Source organism: Scleromatobacter humisilvae (assembly GCF_023231945.1).
Classification (GTDB): Bacteria; Pseudomonadota; Gammaproteobacteria; order Burkholderiales; family Burkholderiaceae_C; genus Scleromatobacter; species Scleromatobacter humisilvae.
Map to the genome: position 1 here is coordinate 1258652 of NZ_JAJLJH010000001.1, position 18457 is coordinate 1277108.

Sequence of the window (18457 nt, forward strand, 5' to 3'; positions counted from 1 at the left end):
GACGAGGCCCCGGACGCTACGCCGCGATGGTGCGCCGAACGCGCACCGGCGGCTTGTCTTTCGCCGACAGGCGAGTTGCCACTACATGCCAGTCCCGCCCGCGGCAACCCCGCCCGCCTCCTCTGCCGTCAACCGGCCCGCGGACGCGCCCTGCCCGATCCCGCCGGCGCAGGACGCGCGCGTCGCCATGGCCTACGTGCAGACGGCGGTGGCGGCGGCGCAGACGATGGGCGTGACGCCCGCCGCGCTGTGCGCCGATCTCGCCTGGCCCGCCGACACGCTGGACCCCGCGCGCGACAGCCTCGGCGTCGCCGAATACATCGCGCTGCTGGGCGCGGGCGACCGCCTCGCGGGCGATCCGGCGTTCGGCCTGCACGTCGGACTGCAGGCGCGGCTGTCCACCTATCCGTTCTACGGCCTGGTGGTGTGCGCCTGCACGACGCTGCGAGCCGCCTTCGACCAGACCCGCCGCTACGAAGGCCTCGCGCACGACCTCGGCCGCTCGCGCCTGGACGAGCGCGGCGACGTCGCCACCTACTACTGGGACACGCCCTGGCTGGCCCAGTGCACGCCCGCCGAGGCGCGCCATCTCTGCGACAGCGTGCTCGCCGGCATCCTCACCTTCGTCAGCTGGCTCGCGCACGAGCGGCTGCCGGTGCGCGAGATCGGCCTGCCCTATCCCGAGCCCGACGCGGCGATCCGCGCGGCCCATGCGCAGGTCTTCGGCCCCGCGGTCGTCTACGGCGTGCCCGCCGCCTACGGCCGCTTCGACGCCGCACTGCTCGATCGCCCGGTGCCCAACGCCGACGGCAGCATGCTCAAGGTGTTGCAGCGCCACGCCGACGAGTTGCTGGCCGCGCGCCTGCGCGAGACCTCGGAGCCGCGCATCGTCAGCGACGTGCGGCGCGAGGTCGCGGCCCAGCTCGCCAACGACCGCGCCCGCGTCGACGACGTCGCCTCGGCGCTGGCCGTCAGCACCCGCACGCTGCAACGCAAGCTCGCCGACGCCGGCACCAACTTCCAGGCCGTGCACGACGCCGCCCGCCAGGCGCTGGCCGAGGAACTGCTGCGCGACTCGCGGCTGAACCTCACGGACGTCGCGTACATGCTGGGGTATCGCGAACAGAGCTCGTTCAACCGGGCCTGCCGCGACTGGTTCGGCAACACGCCGGCGCGCACGCGCGAGCGCCTGCGCGCGGCCGTCGGCACCTGAGTCCCGAGGTCAAACCAGCGGGTCGGGCGGCAAATTCGCGCGCCGAGCGGCCGTCGACCTCGACACGGCGCCGGGCCCCGGCTGCGGCGACGGGCCTCGGCACCGGCGAGGCGCGGCGGACGTCCTCGCGCTGCCGACATTGCCGTGCGACACCGCGACAGCACGTCTCGGAGCGCCGACATTCCCCCGCGCCGGGCCGACGTCGGGTCTTCCAGCAGCGTCGATCCCCCGTCGAAGCGGCGCCTTCCCATCCGGACACCTGAAATCGCCCCTAGGCGCGGGAAACTTGCCGCGCCGAAGGGGAAATCTGCCGCTCCGAGGGGCAATGTCGCGGATCGGAGCGAGGACGCCGCAGCTGCAGAGGCCGGCGCCGGGGCCGAATGCGGGAGGACGCCCGCCTTGACAGGGATGGAGGACACCGTCGGTCCCGGAGGCCGGAGGGCGGGCAGCGAGCCCCCTTTGGGCCAAGCATCCGTCGAGCCGTAACGGCCGCGGGCCCCTGGGCATTCGCTGGAATCGGCCATCCCGACCGCAAGGCGGCTCTGGTCGTTTGGTCTTGCAGTGCTGGCGGGATGACCGCTTCCGGCGTCGCGATCGGCAGCTGGCGACCCGTTGCGGCCCTTCGTCGAAGCGAATTGACCGCTCGAAAGCGGTCATCGGAGAGCTGGCACCAAGCCAGTTCGTCAGGGTCTGGACGAGGATCTGCTCGTCCCGAATTTACGGTCTCGACTTCATCGACAATCGACATTCGACATGCAGGCTGCGCCTTCGATCGAATAGCCGCCACGCCACACGCTCTTCGCCTACGACCTGCGGTCGGTGCGGCGAAGATCCGCGCTCGCCCGGCGCCCATCGCCGCTGATCGGTCTACTGGCAACGCTGGTCCTGATCGTGATCGGGTACACGCATCAGCGCATCGGTATGGGCGCTGCGCTGCTGAGAGGAACACTTTTCAGAGAACCAGCATCTGCGCATCAGGGTCGAAGCGACTGCAAGGCAAAGTCCCAGGTTCGCAACGTTTAAGTGAAGAGACCCGAACGTCAATGAAAAGCTTGCGGCCATTCAATGGGCAGACTCGGTTTCGGACTCGGTATCGTCAAAGCGATTGCCGAAATGCACGGCGAGAGCCAGCGTCGTCAGTGCAAGCCTGCAGCCTGGATCAACCTTCGAATTGCGCTTGCCCTTGAGACAAGCGCTCACGCTGGCACGGTGAGTGCAGGAACTCGGTATGGCTGCCGTCCGAATTTGCGCTGAAGGCCGCTCGCTCGCGGCTTTCAAGCCTTTCGACAATGTCCGAGCGGGCAAGCCTCCTGCGTTGTCAGACAGCTTCGTCGAGCGCGGGGGTCTTCTGCAGGACGGCGCTCACGCCGGTCGACGCCGGCAGCCGTCGCACTGCGTCCAGCGGGACGTGCACGTCGCGGCCCGTCGGATCGGCGCCGACGAAGCGAAGCACGGGGGACGCGCTCGAGGCCAGCTTGGGCCAATACCGATGAACCAGATACTCGCCCGGCAAGACGTGCGTGGCCTCGCCCCCGGCGGCGGAGCCGGCCACTTTCACGCCGGACGGTATCTCGATGCGATAGCACTCCATGATGATCCTCGCGCTGCAAGACGAGGCGGCGGCACTCGCGCGGCCGCCGCTCCCGTGCAGGTTCAGCCGGCCGTCACCTCGATGCGACGCGGCTGCGCCTGGGCCTGCTTCGGGATCCGCAGGGTCAGCACGCCGTCCTTCAGATTGGCCTCGATGCGCGCGGCGTCGAGCTCCCGGCTCAGCGTGAAGGTGCGGCGGAAGCGCGGGACATTGACCTCGGCCCACACCGCGCGCATTTCCGCTGGCGCGTCCAGTTCCACGCGGCCCTCGATGGAAAGGTTGTCGCTGTCGAGCTTGACGTCCAGGCGCTCCTTCGACACGCCCGGCATGTCGGCCAGCAGCGTAATGCCGCCGGCGTCCTCGAAGATGTCCACGGCGGGCAGGGCGGGACGTTGCGCCGATTCGGCAGGCTTGTTGGCGGTGGTGAGTTCGTTGCGATCAGTCATGTCGGTTCTCCTTCAATCCGTGGTCGTGGGAGGTCACTGCACCGCGATGCGCTGCGGTTGCGCGGCGGCGCTCAACGCCACGCTCACGCGCAGGACGCCGTCGCGGTATGTCGCCTCGACCTTCAGCGGGTCGACGTCGTCAGGCAGGGAAACGGCCCGCGAGAAGCCTCCGTCCGGCCGCTCGTTCGCGTACAGCTGCACCTGGGCGTCGCGCTTCGGGATGGCGGCGCTGCGGGCGCCGGAGATCTTGAGGACGTTGCGCTCGATCGTGACGTCGAGCGTCGACGCGTCGAGGCCGGGCGCGAAGGCGAAGACCTCCACGCTCGTGGGCGTGCGCCCGACGTTGATCTCGGGGAAGGCGCCGTAGCCGACGGCGCGGATGCCGCCGGGCGCGCCTTCGGCGCCGAACGAGCGCGCGAGCAGGCGCTGCATGGTTTCGAGTTGGTCGAAAAGGCTCTGGGGCCGCAGGGTGTCGATCATGTTGAAGCTCCTTCGGTGGGGTGGACGCGGATACCGGGCCCTGTATCCCGCCGGGAGGGGTCGAGCCTGCCCGCGCGGCTGCGGGGCCGCGGGATCCTCGGGAAATCCGTCGGTCAATCCGCCGGCGTCGGCGGAGAAGAGCGCTGTCGCGGCTCCTCGGGAACGGCGGCGGCGCGCACGCGCCGCAACGCTTCCCTGGCCTGCAGATAGGCGTCGAGCTGGCGCTCGCTCATCCAGCGCATGCCGCGCGTCCCGCGCGACGAAGCCTGGCGTATCGATGTGGACGTGTTGGCCATGATTCAGTCCTCTCCGAATCGGTTGATGGCAGATCCTCGACGCATCAGCTAGGAGCGGCGTTGACAGTTTCAAGCGTCGATCAAGGTCCGTGAAAACCCTTACTCAACGCGCTGGCGCGAGGTCTTGAACCGGCGCTCCCACCAAGCGAGCCGCCAGAAAGCTTTCTGTCAGCGAGACGACCGTCGGACTGGTGCCACCCTGGATGGGGCGCGGCATCGCGCTTGCCCTTCTCGCCCGAGCCGGCGCCGCCGGCACATCGCGGGAGCAAGTCATGTTGAGATGGGCACTGATATTCGCGGTCATCGCGATCATCGCGGGCGCGCTGGGGTTCACCGGGATCGCCGTGGGCGCGGCGGACATCGCGCGTCTTCTGTTCTACGTCTTCGTGGCGCTCGTGGTGATCTTCCTGCTCCTGGGCTTCACGATCTTCCGGCGTTAGCGGCCTGCACGCGCGAGCGGCGATGGACCACGACACGCTCGAATCGATCTTCAAGCTGACGATGCCCATCGTCGAGCTGGTCGCGCGCGGCAGCCTCATGTTCTGGTTCCTGGTGCTCATCTTCCGCATCGTGCTGCGGCGCGACGTGGGCTCGATGGGCATCACCGATTTCCTGTTCATCGTGCTGCTGGGCGACGCCGCGCAGAACGGCATGATCGGGGACGCGACTTCGGCCACCGACGCCATCGTGCTCATCTCGACACTGGTGTTCTGGAACGTCGCGATCGACTGGGCGACCTATCGCTGGCCGGCGGCCGAGCGGCTGCTGGCCGCGCGCCGGTTGACCCTCGTGCGCAACGGCAAGCGCAACCGCCGCAACATGCGCCGCGAGTTCATCTCGGATGCGGAGCTGATGTCGAAGGTGCGCGAAGAAGGCCTGGAGGATCTGAGCCGGATCAAGGCGATGTACCTCGAATCGGACGGCGAGATCAGCCTGATCCGGCAGCCGGGCTCGCAGGACGACCCGAAGACGCTCGCCCGGCCCCCTGGCCGCTGATCAGCCCGCGAACACCCGGTTCTCCAGTTGCAGGAGGTGCGCCGCGAAGCCGTCGGGCGCACGCGCGACGCGTCGTGCGCTGGTCCGCACGCGCCTAGCGTTGGTTCAGCGGATGGTCGCGCCTTGCCAATGGTCTTCGTGCGCCAGTGCCATGGCGACCGCGACCCGGTCGCCCTGGGCGAGCGCGTCGTGGGTGGAGGCGAGACCTCATGGACGAACAGGTGCTGATGGCGTGCACCATGCTGCGAAGCATCGGAACGGAGCGCTTTAGGCTGCCGGAACGCCAACGGTCAGGCCTCTTTAACGACTTGCCAGGCGACTCTTGCGGGAGGGGAGAAATGCGGAACAGAGCTAGTGGAGAACACGCTCAAAGTCGCGTGAGCGCAGCCAAGCTGTGAATTGCAGTGACAGGCTATTTGACTACCCGTAGACCTACGGGTTCCCGAGCTTTCACTCTTCGGGTGGCCAACTACGGATCGCCTATGGCACAAGGACGCCCGGGTGAGATGACGGGAAGTAGCTGCCCACCAATGACAGCTCCTGGCCGACCTGAGACGACCGGTCGCCCCACCGTCAGCAGACCCGGCAGTCGACTTCCTGCATGTCGCGGGGCACGGTGTACTTCGACCCGTCGTATTGCAACCGGTGCTCGTTGGTTTTCACGCTGGTGGGTGCAAGGCGACATCGGCCGGAAGCGTCCTTCTTGCCCGCTGAATCGGTGATCGTTTCCTTAACCAGCAGGTCGCGGAAGCCGTGACTGAGCGCCTTGTCGACGACCAGAACCCGTGCAATCTCGCGTCTCTGCTCTTCGCAGACTTCGGCACGGTTCGAATAGGAGATGCGCATGTCGGCGTTTGACAGGACATTGACGATGTCCTTGCCCCTCACGACGAATAGGGCGAGTTCCTCACCGTCGGTAGGAACACCGAACAGAGTCATGGAATTGAGCGCGCGTACACCGAAGGCCCGGACGCCGGGCGCGATAAAGTATCTGCCAGTGTCGACCTTGATCTCGCCGAGCTCCGGACCGCCGCCGTTTTTCAGCAGGCCCTTGAAGTGGCCGACTGCGATGGACTTGCCGCTGACAAGATCTTCCAAAGACACATCGAGATCGTAGCTGTCCTCTGATGCATCCTCCGACGCATCGCGCGGGGAGGCTACGGCCCAGATGTCCTTGTTTAGCTCGAAATCTCTCTTGCAGGCAACGTGTTCTTGGCCGGAACCCGGTGAATCCGCGAACTTCAGATGCCGCCTCTGGTCATCGCTCGAGCAATTTCCCCAAGCAGACATCGAAAGAACACCGGAGACTACGAATACGGCGAGGCGCATAAATCGACGGGTGACGAGGCCTTAGGATCCCGGGATGGTAGCTGAACGCCAATTCGAGCGGCTGGTCCCAGAGCGGCGTCATTTACCCGACACTCTGCAACATCTCAATCTCCGAAGTCGCTGATGGCTCTCGTGGATGACAAGCCATCGCACCCTGGGATTCGAGGCAGGTGCAGGGTGCCCTTCCCGAAAGCGGAAAGTCGCGAGCGACCGGTTGTGGCCGGATTGTGACTTCTCTCAACGCCGCGTGGAACTTGCAAGCCACGCAGCACGAAGCGCTCTTGCGTCGACGAGCGCATGATGCCGGCCCGGCGATTTGCTGGTTTCGAACACCGCGTTCTGGGCGGCCTCTCCCGGCGTCCCCGGCGCCGCCACGCCGGCGACGTCCTCGGTGCGAATTGTCGAGGCCAATGCGTGCCACTGCCCGGCCGCGCTCAGCGCGCTCTCGAAGAATCGCCAGTCAAGTTTGTAGTCATACGAAATTACGACTGGGTGCTCGAACGAACGTAGCCAGTTTGCCACCCGCGCGCCGACCGCCGCGTCGTCGCGAACAGCAGCGCCAGGTACGAGTCCGAACTGGGGAATCACCACGTCCTTGCAGAAGTCACTCGCCTGGGCATGGCGGGTCAGATCTGCAACCTCGACATAGAACTCATGGCCTTCGTCGGTGACCAGCCCAATCGAGAGCAGTTGGCCGTCACGGAACTGGGTGAACTCGGTGTCGAGGAATATGCGACGCATGGCTTCCGTTCGTGGGTTGCCCGGGGGAAAGGGGCGATAGCCTACCCCGAAGCCGACGTTCGCGACTGGCAGATCGTGGCCGACACATGCCTATGCGGCGAAATACTCAACGATGACTTTGTCATCGCTAACCATGCTACTGGCCGCGTGCCGCCCGAAAGAAACCAAGTCGATCGCAACGCTGCCGACCCAAGCGGCGGCAGTTGCTTGGCGAGCATCAAAGTCAATTTTCTGCCCCCGTTCCCGAGGCAAGGAACTCGTCGACAGCCCTTCCCACGCCAAGGACTGCAGCGCGACTGACCAGCGCTTGGCCGCGTTCGACATCCTTCTTGCTCAGGAGCTCCTGCACGATCGCTCGATTGCCGACTGCGTGGCTATTGTTTGAGGGGTCGATTTTCACGGAGAGGCCAAACAGCGCATAGGCGACCACCAGGTTCTTGCGCACGCCTTGACCACGGGCGTACATATCTCCCCAGTTACTGAGCGCTTGGCGGTTCCCTTGTTCAGCGGCTTGTCGATACAACGTCGCGGCAGCGCTGAAGTCCTGCGGGACACCCTCACCGTTGCTGTAAAGGACGCCGAGGTTGTTGCGGGCTTCGGCGTCCCCTTGCTCAGCTGCCTCGTGAAACCAAGCCGCCGCGGCATTCATATCCTTCGGAACGCCACCGCCGCTGGCATACATGCTGCCGAGAGAACGTTGCGCAGTCGCATGCCCTTGTTTTGCCGCCTTGCGATACCAGGCAGCTGACTCTTGCATGTCCTTCTTCAAGCCTTTGCCGGTGCCGTACAGGGCGCCGAGCAAAAACTGCGAGTCGGCATCGCCCTGTTCAGCCGCCTTGAGGAGCCAAGCGGCCCCCTCGCGGTCGTCTTCGGATACACCTTGGCCGGCGAGATACATGGTGGCGAGAACGTACTGCGCCATGGCGGCACCTTGACCAGCCGACTTGCGAATCCAGCCCGCGGCCAGGACCATGTCCTTGCCGACGCCTTCGCCAATGTAGTACGCCTCGCCGAGACGTAGCTGGGCTGTGGCATTTCCCTCGTCGGCCGCCGCGCGATACCAATGTATCGCCTCACGCGCATCCTTGTCGACACCTTCACCTTTCGTGTACATCAATGCAAGGGCGAGCTGCGCGGGCTCATTCCCTTGCTCGGCCCCCCGGCGAAACCAGGCTGCGGCCTCGGGCGTATCCTTCGTCACTCCAAGGCCGTTGAGATACAGGCGTCCCAAGTCGTACTGCGCATGGCCATCCCCTTGCTCGGCCGACTTCCGAAACCAGACCGCGGCCTCAGCCTCGTCCTTGGGAACGCCCTGCCCATTGACGAATAGGAGCCCAAGCAGATACTCGCCTCGGGAGTCGCCATTGACAGCCAACGAGCGAAACTGCTGCAGCGCCTCTGAATAATTCCTTTCCTCGTACGCCTTCAGCCCCTCGCTCAAGCCGGCATATGCTGCTTTGGAACCGAGGCACAGTACCAGGAGCGCAAGGCCGCTCTTCAGCGACGCGAATCTGGAACTCGTGCGGTTCAAGAAGTGTACGGAGGTCGAATCCCAGAAATCGCGCATTGGTGTTTGGAGACTGGTGAGCCGTGATCGGCGGGGCATGGTCGAGCGATGGAACGTGCATTAGTCTCGGCCTGCAGCAGCACGCCTAGAGCAGCTGTGAATTCGGCCAATAGGGATGTGATCGTCGACCACCTTTCCGCGATGCCGACGACTGCATCGTAAGATGGCCTACGACCTTACCCCATAGCGGACACGTTCGAACGACCGCTTCTGGCCGTTCAGAGAGATCCCAGATCGACCTCAACGTCACAATCCGTACTCGCTCATGGTTTGAAGATGTCGACGGGGAGCAATACGACCGATGTCGTGCCGCGGTTTTCCCACCAGTGCGATACGTCACGTGTTGCGATCACCATGTCACCCGGTTGGTGGGGGATCTCGATTCCGTTGCGGATCTCGACAGGCTGCCCCTGAACGACATACTCCATCGTCGGCCGGTCCTTGTGGCTATGGAGTGCGATGTGTCCACCGGGCTCGATGGTCACCAGGCGCGCACGCAGTTGGCGCGCTGACATCCCCTCGATTTCGCTCGACAAGTCGATCGTCCCAAGCGACTTGGTGGACACCCCTTGGGCCTCCGATGGGCCGGTGCCTTGCGAATGTGCGACTACCGCCAACGTGATGGCGCCCAAGACGGCAACTGCAATTGCAGTCCACCGAGCCGGAACGATCGACCGCGATGTCAGAAGGTCTGGATTCATGGTGGCCCTTTGGATGAAGTGTCTCGACGGCGAGGAAACGGTCCTGCCCAGGCGACCTCAGACCGGCTTCTTCAGCTTCTTGCGCGCCTTGGCCGCCTTCTCGCGCGCATGGCAATGCTCGTAGTGGTCGTTGACCAGCCCCATGGCCTGCATGAACGCATACACCGTCGTGGGCCCGACGAAGGTCCAGCCCCGCTTCTTCAGGTCCTTGGACATCGCCACCGCCTCGGCCGACGGCCCGAGCACCACGCCGGTCTGCGGCACGTGCGGTCGGCTGTCCTTCGCGGGCTCGTAGCCCCAGGCGTAGGCCGCGAGCGAGCCGAACTCCTGGCGCAGCTCCAGCACGCGCTGCGCGTTGTTGATGGTGGAGACGATCTTGCCGCGATGCCGCACGATGCCCGGGTCGGCGAGCAGGCGCTCGATGTCCCTGTCGCCGAAGCGCACGACCTTGTCGGCCTCGAAGTTGGCGAAGCCCTTGCGGAAGGCCTCGCGCTTGTTGAGGATGGTCAGCCAGCTCAGGCCGGCCTGGAAGCCCTCGAGGCAGATCTTCTCGAACAGCCGGCGCTCGTCGGTGACGGGAAAGCCCCATTCCTCGTCGTGATAGCGCCGGTACTCGGGGCTGGCCCGGCACCACTGGCAGCGCAGCACGCCGTCGTCTTCATGCAGGAACAGGCCGGCGGGGACAGAAGTGGTTTCGCTCATGCATCCATTCTGCAGCCGTTGCGCCGAAACTGCCGCGCGCCAATCGTGCGCCGAATCGGCCGGTTCGCGCGGCACGGCGCCGCTCCGTAGCGCCGGCCTGCAGTTCGTCCGGCCACGCTGGCGCGTCGTCGCAAGCGGCTCGTGACCCGGGGCGCGCCTGCCTACAGTCCACCCCATCGACACGCCGGACACACGACCCCAGGAGCCCACCATGACCAAGACCTTCGCCCACCAGGCCGCCCCCATTGCCGTCGCCGCGCTGCTGACGACCGCGATGCTGCTGGCCACCAACGCGCTGGCGGGCCACCAATACCGCGTCGCCGCGCTGTCGCAGGCCGCCTCGACGCGAGTGGTCGCCGTCGACCACCAGACCGTGACCATCGTCGGCCGCCGCGCGAACGCCTGACCCCCGATTTCCCAGCCTTTGGCCCCGCGATGCGGGGCTTTTTTGCATGTCCATCCGCGGACAGTGCTGCCCCGAGCCGCCGCCCGCGCTCAATCCTCTGCTGCCGCCGCCGCGGCCTCGTCGCTGCCGCGGATCATCCCCAGCATCGCCGGGATCATCGCGAGCTTGGCGCGCTGCAGGGTATCGGTGTGCGTGCCCCCGGGCACTTCGAAGATGGGCAGGCGCTCCGGCCCGCCCGCTTCCGACCCGAAGTCCGACAGCGGGGTGCGTGTGTCGGCGCTCCCCTGGAAGATGGCGACGTGCAATCCCGCGGGCACGGCCTCGGCGATCGAGTAGTCGTGCTTGACGATCATCTCGATCGGCAGGGACGCCAGCGGACGAAGGAACCAGCGCTCGCGCAACGCGCCCCGGATGCCGGCGCTCAACGACGGCGAGGCGGACTCCAGCACGAGGCCCGCAGGCATCACGGCGCCGGCGGCGTAGGCCGCGACCATCGCGCCGAGCGAGCGTCCCGCGACGACCGTGTGGCCGGATCCGCAGTTCGCGACGACGGTGGACACCGCGGTTGCCGCGAGGGCCTGCACGTCGTCGATGCGGGCCGGCCCCGGCGCGCCGTCCTGGCCCGGATAGGCGACGGCGTACACGATCAGCCCTGCGCGCTCGAAGTCGGGGAACAGTTCGCCTGCATATCGGTCGACGCCGCCCTCGTGTCCTGGAAAGAAGACGACGCAGCCGTGTCGAGGCCTGGCGACGGCACGGTCGAAACGGCGCACGATCATGGCGGCGCCGTCGCGTCCCGGCAACCGGAACGCCTCCGCGGCGCGCCCCAGCGAGACGGGCGGCGGCGTGCGCGCGAAGAGCAGGCGGTCGAGATCGAAGCGCAGCAGCCAGGCCGTGGCGGCAACGACCGCGACGGCCACGCCGCCCAGCGCGACCGTCGCCGCGGCGAGCTTCCTGAGCGTGGAGGACCTCATCGTCCCGGCATTGTGGCGGGATGCGGGCGGCCCGCTCGACCACCGCGCTACTACCCGTCGCACGGCCCAACGTCGCTGGATCGTCGACCCCGCCGGCGCAGCCCTCTTCGATCGCCTGGCCGCCGGCCTCGCGGGCTAGGAGCCGCAATCGCCGCTGCTCGAAGTGACGGGCTGGGCCGTCTCGCCGCCAACCGGCGCGCCGTCTTCGTCGGCAGCGGACCGGGATCGCAGCGGATCGCGCCGCGCTTCGCCTCCAACCGCTGAAATGAGCGGCGTCCTCACGCGCGGCCGAACGTCCTCCGGCCCGAGCGCAGCCCCAGCGCCAGCACCGCCAGCGCAAACGGCAGCAGGTTGTAGAGCAGGCGATAGAGCAGCAGCGCGGCCAGCAGGTCGGGCCGGCCGCGGCCCGAGAGGATCGCCGTCATGCTCGCCTCGAACACGCCCAGGCCGCCGGGCGCGTGCGATACCACACCCAGTATCACGGCCGCGATGCAGCCGACCGCGAAGATGTCGAACGGCGGCGCGAGGTCGGCCGGCAGCAGGATGTAGAGCGCGGCGATCGCGGTGCCGCTCTCGACCGCACCCAGCAGCATCAGGCTCAGCGCCATCGAGGCGGGCGGCATCTTCAGGCGAAAGCGCCCGAGCGCGAGCTCGCGCGGGCCGCGCGACAGCCACCACAGCCACAGCAGCATGAGCCCCTCCAGCACGAGGCCCAGCATCGCGTGCCAGGCGGGGTCGGCGCCGGTCGCGGCCTCGACCAGCTCGGCGCCGGCCAGCATCGTCATGTTGCCCGCCACCAGCGACAGCCACGACATCGACACGACGCGCGCCACTTCGCCGCCGCTCAGGCCCGCCGGCAGGTAGAGATGCGCGCGCACGGCCGAGCCCGACACCGCGTGGAAGCCGAGCGTGTTGGCGATGGCCGCGCTGGACGCGCCCGCCAGCAACGCGAGCCGCGCGCGCACGCGGCCGGGCGCGGCCACGCGCAGGCCCACGAGGTCGTGAAGCGCGAGGCAGCCGAAGCTGGCGAGCGTCAGCGCCAGGCACGCGAGGATGTGCCACGTCGGCTGGCGCCGCACGGCCGCCGCGAGCTCGGCGAGGCTCAGGTCGCGGAAGACGAAGTCGAGCGCGAGGGCCGCCAGCACGAGCGCGAGCGCCACGCCCGCGCGACGCGCGAGCGCGGCCGCGGCCGCACGCGTCACGCGCTCACCTGCTCCAGCGCCTCGCGCGAATCGGCGTCCGCGGCCGCGGGCTGCTGCACCGGCAGCCGCATCAGCGCCTGCCCCATGCGGATGCGCGTGCCGGTGGCGATGCCGTCGACGAACTCGAAGCCGGGCGGCACGAACAGGATGATGGTCGAGCCGTGCTGGAAGCCGCCCATCTCGTCGCCCTTGCCGAAGCGCGCGTCGACGGGAATCTCGTTGGGGCCGCGGTACTTCAGGTGCAGCAGCACGTCGGTGAACTTCAGCCGGATGCTTGCGACGAGGATGGCCGCCACCGGCACGATGGCGATCGGATGGTTGCCGCGGCGCAGGCGCGCGCTGAGCACGGCGCGCTCGTTGCGGCAGAACAGCTTCTCGACGCGCTTGAGCGCGATCGGGTTGACGTTCCAGGTGTCGCCGGTGATGTAGCTCACGTGGCTCACGTCGACGTCGTGCGGCGCGTGGAAGCGGTGGTACATCGCCGACGTCAGCCGCAGCGTGATGAAGCGGCCGTCGCGGAACGGCGTCGCGTCGGTGCCCGGGCCGAACAGCTCCTCCATCTTGTACGGGAAGCCCTTGGCCTGGAACACCGTGGTGCCGGCCACCGCACCGCACGCGCCGACGATGGCGTCGCAGGGCGACGTGAGCACGTTCGGATCGGGATCGACCACGCGCGCGCCCGGCATCAGCTCGCGCGTGAAGCAGTCGTGCATCGAGCGGAACTTGCGCGTGCGGGCGTCGCTGAGGTCGAGGTCGGTGAACAGCTTCCACATGCCGATCGAGGCCTTGCTGACGATCGGGTTGCGGATCTTGCTGAACTTGCCCATGAAGTGCGTCAGCGCGATGCGCGGCACGCGGTTGGTGAGCAGGAAGTTCAGGTCTTCTTGGGCGAGCAGGCGCCGGAATTGTTTTTTCATCGACTTTCGATCAACCCGCCGCTCTCAGTTGCTGAAGCGTTGACGCAGCATCTCCCGCAGCAGGCCGCGCCGGATGGTGCGGTTGCTCTGCGCGGGATCGTTCCACCACCAGCCGTCCGCCTGCATCTGGACGGCCGCGGCGACGAAGCGGTCGAGCACCGCGTCGAAGTCGGCGTCGCCATAGTTCAGGCTGAAGATCAGGCGCCCCGTGCCCACCCAGCTGAGCGCCAGCCCGTGCGCGCGCAGGTAGAACTGCAGCATCCAGTTGTAGCGCGACGGCTGCTCGTACAGCACCGTCCAGATCGACTGGATGTTGGCCACGCGCACCGGCACGCCGGCGGAGGAAAGGCGTTCGTTGAAGCGGGCACTGCGCCGGTTCCAGCGCTCGTCGACGCCGTCGTACATGGCCTTGACGTCGGCACTCTCGAGCCGCTCGAGGAACACGTTCATCGCGCCCATCACGTACGGGTGCGAGTTGAAGGTGCCGCGGGCGAAGCAGATGTCGGCGGGCCGGTCCTCGCGGAAGCGCTTCATCAGCTGGCGCCTGCCGCAGACCACGCCCACCGGCAGGCCGCCGCCCAGCGACTTGCCGTAGGTCACCATGTCGGCCTCGATGCCGAAGTACTCCTGCGCGCCGCCGGGCGCGAGGCGGAAGCCGATGAAGATCTCGTCGAAGATCAGCACGATGCCGCGCTCGGTGCAGACCTGGCGCAATGCTTTCAGCCACTCGGTGTACGCCGCGCGGTCGAACTTCGCGCGGCGGCCGCTGTCGACCAGCGACGAGTCGCCCGGCGCCGCGGCGTTCGGATGCAGCGCCTGCAGCGGGTTGACCAGCACGCAGGCGATGTCCTTGCGCGTGCGCAGCACCTTCAGCGTCTCGGCCTTCATCTCTTCGAGCGTGTAGGTCTCGCGCGGCGGCAGCGGGTTGCCGGGGCCGGGCTGCACGTCCTCCCACCAGCCGTGGTACGCGCCGCAGAATCGCACGAGGTACTTCTTCTTCGTGTGGTAGCGGGCCAGGCGCACGGCCTGCATGACGGCCTCGGTGCCCGACATGTGGAACGACACCTCGTCGAGCCCGGAGATGCGCTGCAGGTGGCGCACGTTGTCCAGCAGCACCGGGTGGTAGGCGCCGAGCACCGGCCCCAGGTCGGCGACGCGCGCGGCGCCCTCGGCGATGCATTCCTTGTAGAAGTCGACGCCGAACAGGTTGACGCCGTACGAACCGGTCAGGTCATACAGCGTGTTGCCGTCGAGATCCTGCACGGTGACGCCCGACGAGGACTGCAGGAAGCTGCCCGTCTTCAGGTGCTTGCGCAGGTACGGGCTGTACTGGAACGGCACGCGGTAGCTGCCGGTGAACTGCAGGTCGGAGATGCCGGTGCTGGCCTGGGCGGTGAGCGCGGCGCTCTTCGGGAATCGCTCGGTGTAGAGCGCGACCAGCTTGTCGAAGCCGGCGCGGCGCCGGCGCTGGAACTCGTCCGGGGCGCCGTCCGAGCCGAAGAAGCGCGCCTCGTCGTACGCGTAGCCGGGCAGCAGGCCGGCGACGCGCTTGGCCATCTTCGAGTGGCCGGTCAGCGAGCGGTGCTTGGCACGCGAGAGATCGAGGCGACGCCAGGCGCGCGGAGCCATCACGGCCAGCGCGGCGAGCATCAACGCGGAGAGGGCGAGGGTGGTGGGTTCCATGTATCGCTTGCGCGTGGCGTGTCAGTGCGCGGCCGTCGGCATCGTCGGCGACGCCACCGACGAGATCATCTGGCCGCGCATCAGCTTGAGCGGGGCCTTGTGATACAGCACGATGTCCATCACCGGGTCGGTGATGATCTTGAAGCCCCAGGCCAGGCCTTCGGTGACGTTGCGCGTGATGCACAGCTGGATGACGCGCACCGCCAGGCCGGCCGCGCCCTGCGACAGCCAGGCGATGCCCACGTCGTGCAGGAAGCCGCGGACGTCGGTGTGCGGCTGGATCAGGCCGCCGAGCGACGGCGCGAACCACAGCGCGGCCGGGATCGCGACCCAGATCGCCATCAGCACGATCTTGCGGCGGATGTTGTAGCCGGCCTTGACCTCTTCCTTGTAGTCGTCCGAGACCTGGTTGACGTCGTCGTAGCCGCGCGGCTCGAAGAAGAAGTGGCCGGCCTGGCGCGTCGTCATCGACACGGTCCACGCGAGGATCGCGGCGGCCGCCGGGTTCACGAACAGCAGCGCATACGAGACGCAGAACGTGATCGCGCTGATGAAGTGCAGGCTCTGGTTGATCGTGCTGTGATGGTAGAAGCGGTGGTCGTCCCAGCGCAGCGTGCGCAGCGTTTGCATGAAGTTGTTCACGGTGTTCCTCTCGAGGTTCGCTCGCGGCCAGGAGCCTGCGCGGCGTGACAGGATGGTGACGCCGAAATATGAAAGGGCCGTGTCCGTTGATGCGTCGAATTGACGCGGAACTGTCATCGATCTGTTGCTTGCCGTTGTCATCATCGACCGCGACCGCAACCAACCGAAGGTTCCTCGTGGACATTCAATCCGGCCTCCCGCGGCCCCTGCGAATCGCCTGCGTGACGGAGACCTATCCGCCCGAGGTCAACGGTGTCGCGATGACCGTCGCGCGCCTCGTGCAGAGCCTGCGGGCCCGGCATCACGCGGTGCAGGTGGTGCGTCCGCGCCAGAAGAGCGAGGTCGGCGCGAGCTCGGCGGACGGCCAGGGCGACGTCCTCGTGCACGGCGTGCCGATCCCGCGCTACGCGGGCCTGCGCATGGGCCTGCCGTGCATGGGCAGGCTCGTGAAGCTGTGGAAGAAGCACCGCCCCGACGTCGTGCACATCGCCACCGAGGGCCCGCTCGGCCGCTCCGCGCTGCTGGCCGCCCGCCGCCTCGGCCTGCCGGTGTGCTCCGAGTTCCGCACCAACTTCCACGCGTACAGCCAGCACTACGGCTTCGGCTTCCTGCGCGGGCCCATCATCGGCTACCTGCGCCGCTTCCACAACGCGACGCAGTGCACGATGGTGCCGACGCAGGCGCTGCACGACGACCTCGCCAAGGAAGGCTTCCACAACCTGCTGACGGTGGCGCGCGGCGTGGACGTGCGCCGCTTCGACACCGCGCATCGCAGCGAGGCGCTGCGCGCGCAGTGGGGCGCGGCGCCGGACGACCTGGTCGTCACCTGCGTCGGCCGCCTCGCGCCCGAGAAGAACCTGGCGACGCTCGTGTCCGCCTTCGAGGCCATCCGCCGCCAGCAGCCGCGCGCCAGGCTGGTGCTGGTGGGCGACGGCCCCATGCGCAAGGAACTGCAGGCGCGCTGCCCCGACGCGATCTTCGCCGGCCAGCGCATCGGCGACGACCTTGCGGCGCACTACGCGTCGGCCGACCTGTTCCTGTTCCCGAGCGTCACCGAGACCTTCGGCAATGTCACGACCGAGGCGATGGCCAGCGGCCTCGCGGTGGTCGCGTTCGACTACGCCGCCGCGCAGCGCGTGATCGAGGACGGCGTCAGCGGCGCGCTCGTGTCGTTCAACGACAATGCCGCGTTCGTCGCCCGCGCCGCGCGCGTCGCCGCCGACCTGGCGCACTGCCGCGTGCTCGGCACGCGGGCGCGCACCAGCGTGATGGCGCTCGACTGGGACAGCATCGCCGCGCAGGTCGAGGGCGTGATGGCCTCGGTGATGCGCGCGGTCGAGCCGGTGCAGGACTACGCCTTCGCGCCGGCGCGCCACTCGTCCGTGTGAACCGCGGCGCGGCGCTCGCGCCAGCGCTGCTGCATCAGCAACAGGCCCAGCGCGGCGGCCACGCCCACGCCGAGCCCGGCCATCAACGCGGCCAGCGGCACGTCGATGGCCACCAGCAGCGAGTAGACGCCCAGGCAGGCGAGCACGCTCGCGTTCTCGTTGGCGCCCTGCACCGCGATCGAGCGGCCCGCGCTGAGCAGCGTGTTGCCACGATCCTGCAGCAGCGCGTTCAGCGGCACCACCATCAGCCCGCCGACGCCGCCGACCACGATCAGCAGCAGCGTCGCGGGCACCAGGTCGTCGACGAACGGGACGGCCGTCATCAGCACGCCGAACAGCACGCCCGCCCAGAGCATGCGCCTGGCGTGGGCGAGCGGCACCCAGCGTCCCGCGGCCACCGCGCCCGCGACGACACCCACGGCCACCGCGGCCTGCAGGAACGAGGCGTGCGCGAGCGACAGGTGCATCGTCTCGCGTGCCCAGCGCAGCACCGCGAACTGCAGCGTCGCGCCGACGCCCCAGAAGATCGTGGTGACGGCCAGCGACATCCCGCCGTCCGGATCGCCCCACAGCCTGCGGTTGGCGCGCACGAACTCGACCAGCATCGTTCGCGGCCGCAGCGATACGTCGTGCCGTATGCCGCTGTCGGCCACGCCGAGATTGAGCGCGCCGGCCAGCAGGTACACGCCGAGCAGGATCAGCAGCGGCGCGATCCCGCCCAGCCGCGGCGCGACGAGAAAGCCGCCGAGCCCGGTGCCCAGCAGCACGGCGGTGACGGCGGCCGTCTCGATCCACGCGTTGGCCTCGACGAGCTGGTCGGGCCGCACCAGCTCGGTCGCGAGGCCGTACTTGGCCGGCGCGTAGGCCGCCGCGCCGAGGCCGACGATGAGGAAGGCCGTCACGGGATGCGCGCCGGCCACCAGCGCGAGCACCCCGCAGATCTTGACGCCGTTCATGCACGACATCAGCCGTGCCTTGCGGAACGTGTCCGCCAGCGGCCCGACGAACGGCGCCAGCAGCACGTAGGCGGCGATGAAGGCCACCTTCAGCAACGGTGCGAGCCAGCCGGGCATCGCCCGCCGCTGCAGGAGATCGATCGTGACGATCAGCAGCGCGTTGTCCGCGAGGGCCGAGGCGAACTGGGCGGCCAGCAACAACAGGAAGGAAGCGGGCATCGCGGGCG

At 68.0% G+C, this 18457-nt stretch carries 20 protein-coding genes; 5 read left to right on the forward strand and 15 right to left on the reverse strand.

The genetic code is table 11. The annotated features are described in order from the left end of the window. Positions 1 to 85 precede the first annotated feature (85 nt). Positions 86 to 1213 (forward strand): AraC family transcriptional regulator, encoded by a 1128-nt coding sequence (locus LPC04_RS06070; protein WP_275681287.1) that lies wholly within the window; start codon positions 86 to 88, stop codon positions 1211 to 1213. 1318 nt (positions 1214 to 2531) lie between these two features. Here the strand turns inward: LPC04_RS06070 and LPC04_RS06075 are convergent. The 4 genes from LPC04_RS06075 to LPC04_RS06090 form a co-directional block, all read right to left on the reverse strand. Next, on the reverse strand, positions 2532 to 2804 hold the full coding sequence (locus tag LPC04_RS06075; RefSeq protein WP_275681288.1) for a hypothetical protein: 273 nt from the start codon (positions 2802 to 2804) through the stop codon (positions 2532 to 2534). Between the two features lie 62 nt (positions 2805 to 2866). Continuing rightward, a complete protein-coding gene (locus LPC04_RS06080) occupies positions 2867 to 3250 on the reverse strand; it encodes an Hsp20/alpha crystallin family protein (protein ID WP_275681289.1) in 384 nt (127 codons plus the stop codon). Positions 3251 to 3283: 33 nt separating this feature from the next. Continuing rightward, positions 3284 to 3730, reverse strand: coding sequence for an Hsp20/alpha crystallin family protein (locus LPC04_RS06085; RefSeq protein ID WP_275681290.1), 447 nt, complete (start codon positions 3728 to 3730; stop codon positions 3284 to 3286). A 113-nt stretch (positions 3731 to 3843) separates the two neighbouring features. Then, positions 3844 to 4026 (reverse strand): hypothetical protein, encoded by a 183-nt coding sequence (locus LPC04_RS06090; protein ID WP_275681291.1) that lies wholly within the window; start codon positions 4024 to 4026, stop codon positions 3844 to 3846. A gap of 272 nt (positions 4027 to 4298) precedes the next feature. On the opposite strand from LPC04_RS06090, the gene LPC04_RS06095 reads away from it, so the two are divergent. Beyond that, positions 4299 to 4466, forward strand: coding sequence for a DUF1328 domain-containing protein (locus LPC04_RS06095; RefSeq protein ID WP_275681292.1), 168 nt, complete (start codon positions 4299 to 4301; stop codon positions 4464 to 4466). Positions 4467 to 4488: 22 nt separating this feature from the next. Continuing rightward, a complete protein-coding gene (locus tag LPC04_RS06100; protein ID WP_275681293.1) occupies positions 4489 to 5022 on the forward strand; it encodes a DUF421 domain-containing protein in 534 nt (177 codons plus the stop codon). 573 nt (positions 5023 to 5595) lie between these two features. Here the strand turns inward: LPC04_RS06100 and LPC04_RS06105 are convergent. From LPC04_RS06105 to LPC04_RS06125, 5 genes are all read right to left on the reverse strand, one after another. Further along, positions 5596 to 6351, reverse strand: coding sequence for a PA3715 family protein (locus tag LPC04_RS06105; RefSeq protein ID WP_275681294.1), 756 nt, complete (start codon positions 6349 to 6351; stop codon positions 5596 to 5598). Between the two features lie 237 nt (positions 6352 to 6588). Then, positions 6589 to 7092: a 3'-5' exoribonuclease gene (locus LPC04_RS06110; RefSeq protein ID WP_275681295.1), complete on the reverse strand. Its 504-nt coding sequence runs from the start codon at positions 7090 to 7092 to the stop codon at positions 6589 to 6591. Between the two features lie 223 nt (positions 7093 to 7315). Then, a complete protein-coding gene (locus tag LPC04_RS06115) occupies positions 7316 to 8659 on the reverse strand; it encodes a tetratricopeptide repeat protein (protein ID WP_275681296.1) in 1344 nt (447 codons plus the stop codon). 263 nt (positions 8660 to 8922) lie between these two features. After that, entirely contained in the window at positions 8923 to 9360 is a 438-nt protein-coding gene (locus tag LPC04_RS06120; RefSeq protein WP_275681297.1) for a cupin domain-containing protein, read from the reverse strand. Between the two features lie 57 nt (positions 9361 to 9417). Then, positions 9418 to 10062, reverse strand: a complete 645-nt coding sequence (locus LPC04_RS06125; RefSeq protein WP_275681298.1) for a DNA-3-methyladenine glycosylase I — start codon at positions 10060 to 10062, stop codon at positions 9418 to 9420. A gap of 211 nt (positions 10063 to 10273) precedes the next feature. Here LPC04_RS06125 and LPC04_RS06130 point away from each other — a divergent pair, with 211 nt between their 5' ends. Then, positions 10274 to 10468 (forward strand): hypothetical protein, encoded by a 195-nt coding sequence (locus LPC04_RS06130; protein ID WP_275681299.1) that lies wholly within the window; start codon positions 10274 to 10276, stop codon positions 10466 to 10468. An 89-nt stretch (positions 10469 to 10557) separates the two neighbouring features. On the opposite strand, the gene LPC04_RS06135 is transcribed toward LPC04_RS06130, so the two are convergent. From LPC04_RS06135 to LPC04_RS06155, 5 genes are all read right to left on the reverse strand, one after another. After that, positions 10558 to 11442 (reverse strand): hypothetical protein, encoded by an 885-nt coding sequence (locus LPC04_RS06135; protein ID WP_275681300.1) that lies wholly within the window; start codon positions 11440 to 11442, stop codon positions 10558 to 10560. 278 nt (positions 11443 to 11720) lie between these two features. Continuing rightward, on the reverse strand, positions 11721 to 12644 hold the full coding sequence (locus LPC04_RS06140; protein ID WP_275681301.1) for a lysylphosphatidylglycerol synthase domain-containing protein: 924 nt from the start codon (positions 12642 to 12644) through the stop codon (positions 11721 to 11723). After that, positions 12641 to 13561: an archaetidylserine decarboxylase gene (gene asd / locus LPC04_RS06145; RefSeq protein WP_275681302.1), complete on the reverse strand. Its 921-nt coding sequence runs from the start codon at positions 13559 to 13561 to the stop codon at positions 12641 to 12643. The genes LPC04_RS06140 and asd overlap by 4 nt, the downstream gene beginning before the upstream one ends. 24 nt (positions 13562 to 13585) lie before the next feature. Further along, positions 13586 to 15244 (reverse strand): aminotransferase class III-fold pyridoxal phosphate-dependent enzyme, encoded by a 1659-nt coding sequence (locus LPC04_RS06150; protein WP_275681303.1) that lies wholly within the window; start codon positions 15242 to 15244, stop codon positions 13586 to 13588. 21 nt (positions 15245 to 15265) lie between these two features. After that, positions 15266 to 15886: a DUF962 domain-containing protein gene (locus LPC04_RS06155; protein WP_275681304.1), complete on the reverse strand. Its 621-nt coding sequence runs from the start codon at positions 15884 to 15886 to the stop codon at positions 15266 to 15268. A gap of 176 nt (positions 15887 to 16062) precedes the next feature. Here LPC04_RS06155 and LPC04_RS06160 point away from each other — a divergent pair, with 176 nt between their 5' ends. After that, positions 16063 to 17274, forward strand: coding sequence for a glycosyltransferase family 4 protein (locus LPC04_RS06160; RefSeq protein WP_275681305.1), 1212 nt, complete (start codon positions 16063 to 16065; stop codon positions 17272 to 17274). Here the strand turns inward: LPC04_RS06160 and lplT are convergent. Beyond that, positions 17238 to 18449, reverse strand: a complete 1212-nt coding sequence (lplT, locus tag LPC04_RS06165) for a lysophospholipid transporter LplT (protein ID WP_275681306.1) — start codon at positions 18447 to 18449, stop codon at positions 17238 to 17240. The genes LPC04_RS06160 and lplT overlap by 37 nt on opposite strands. Positions 18450 to 18457: the final 8 nt, after the last annotated feature.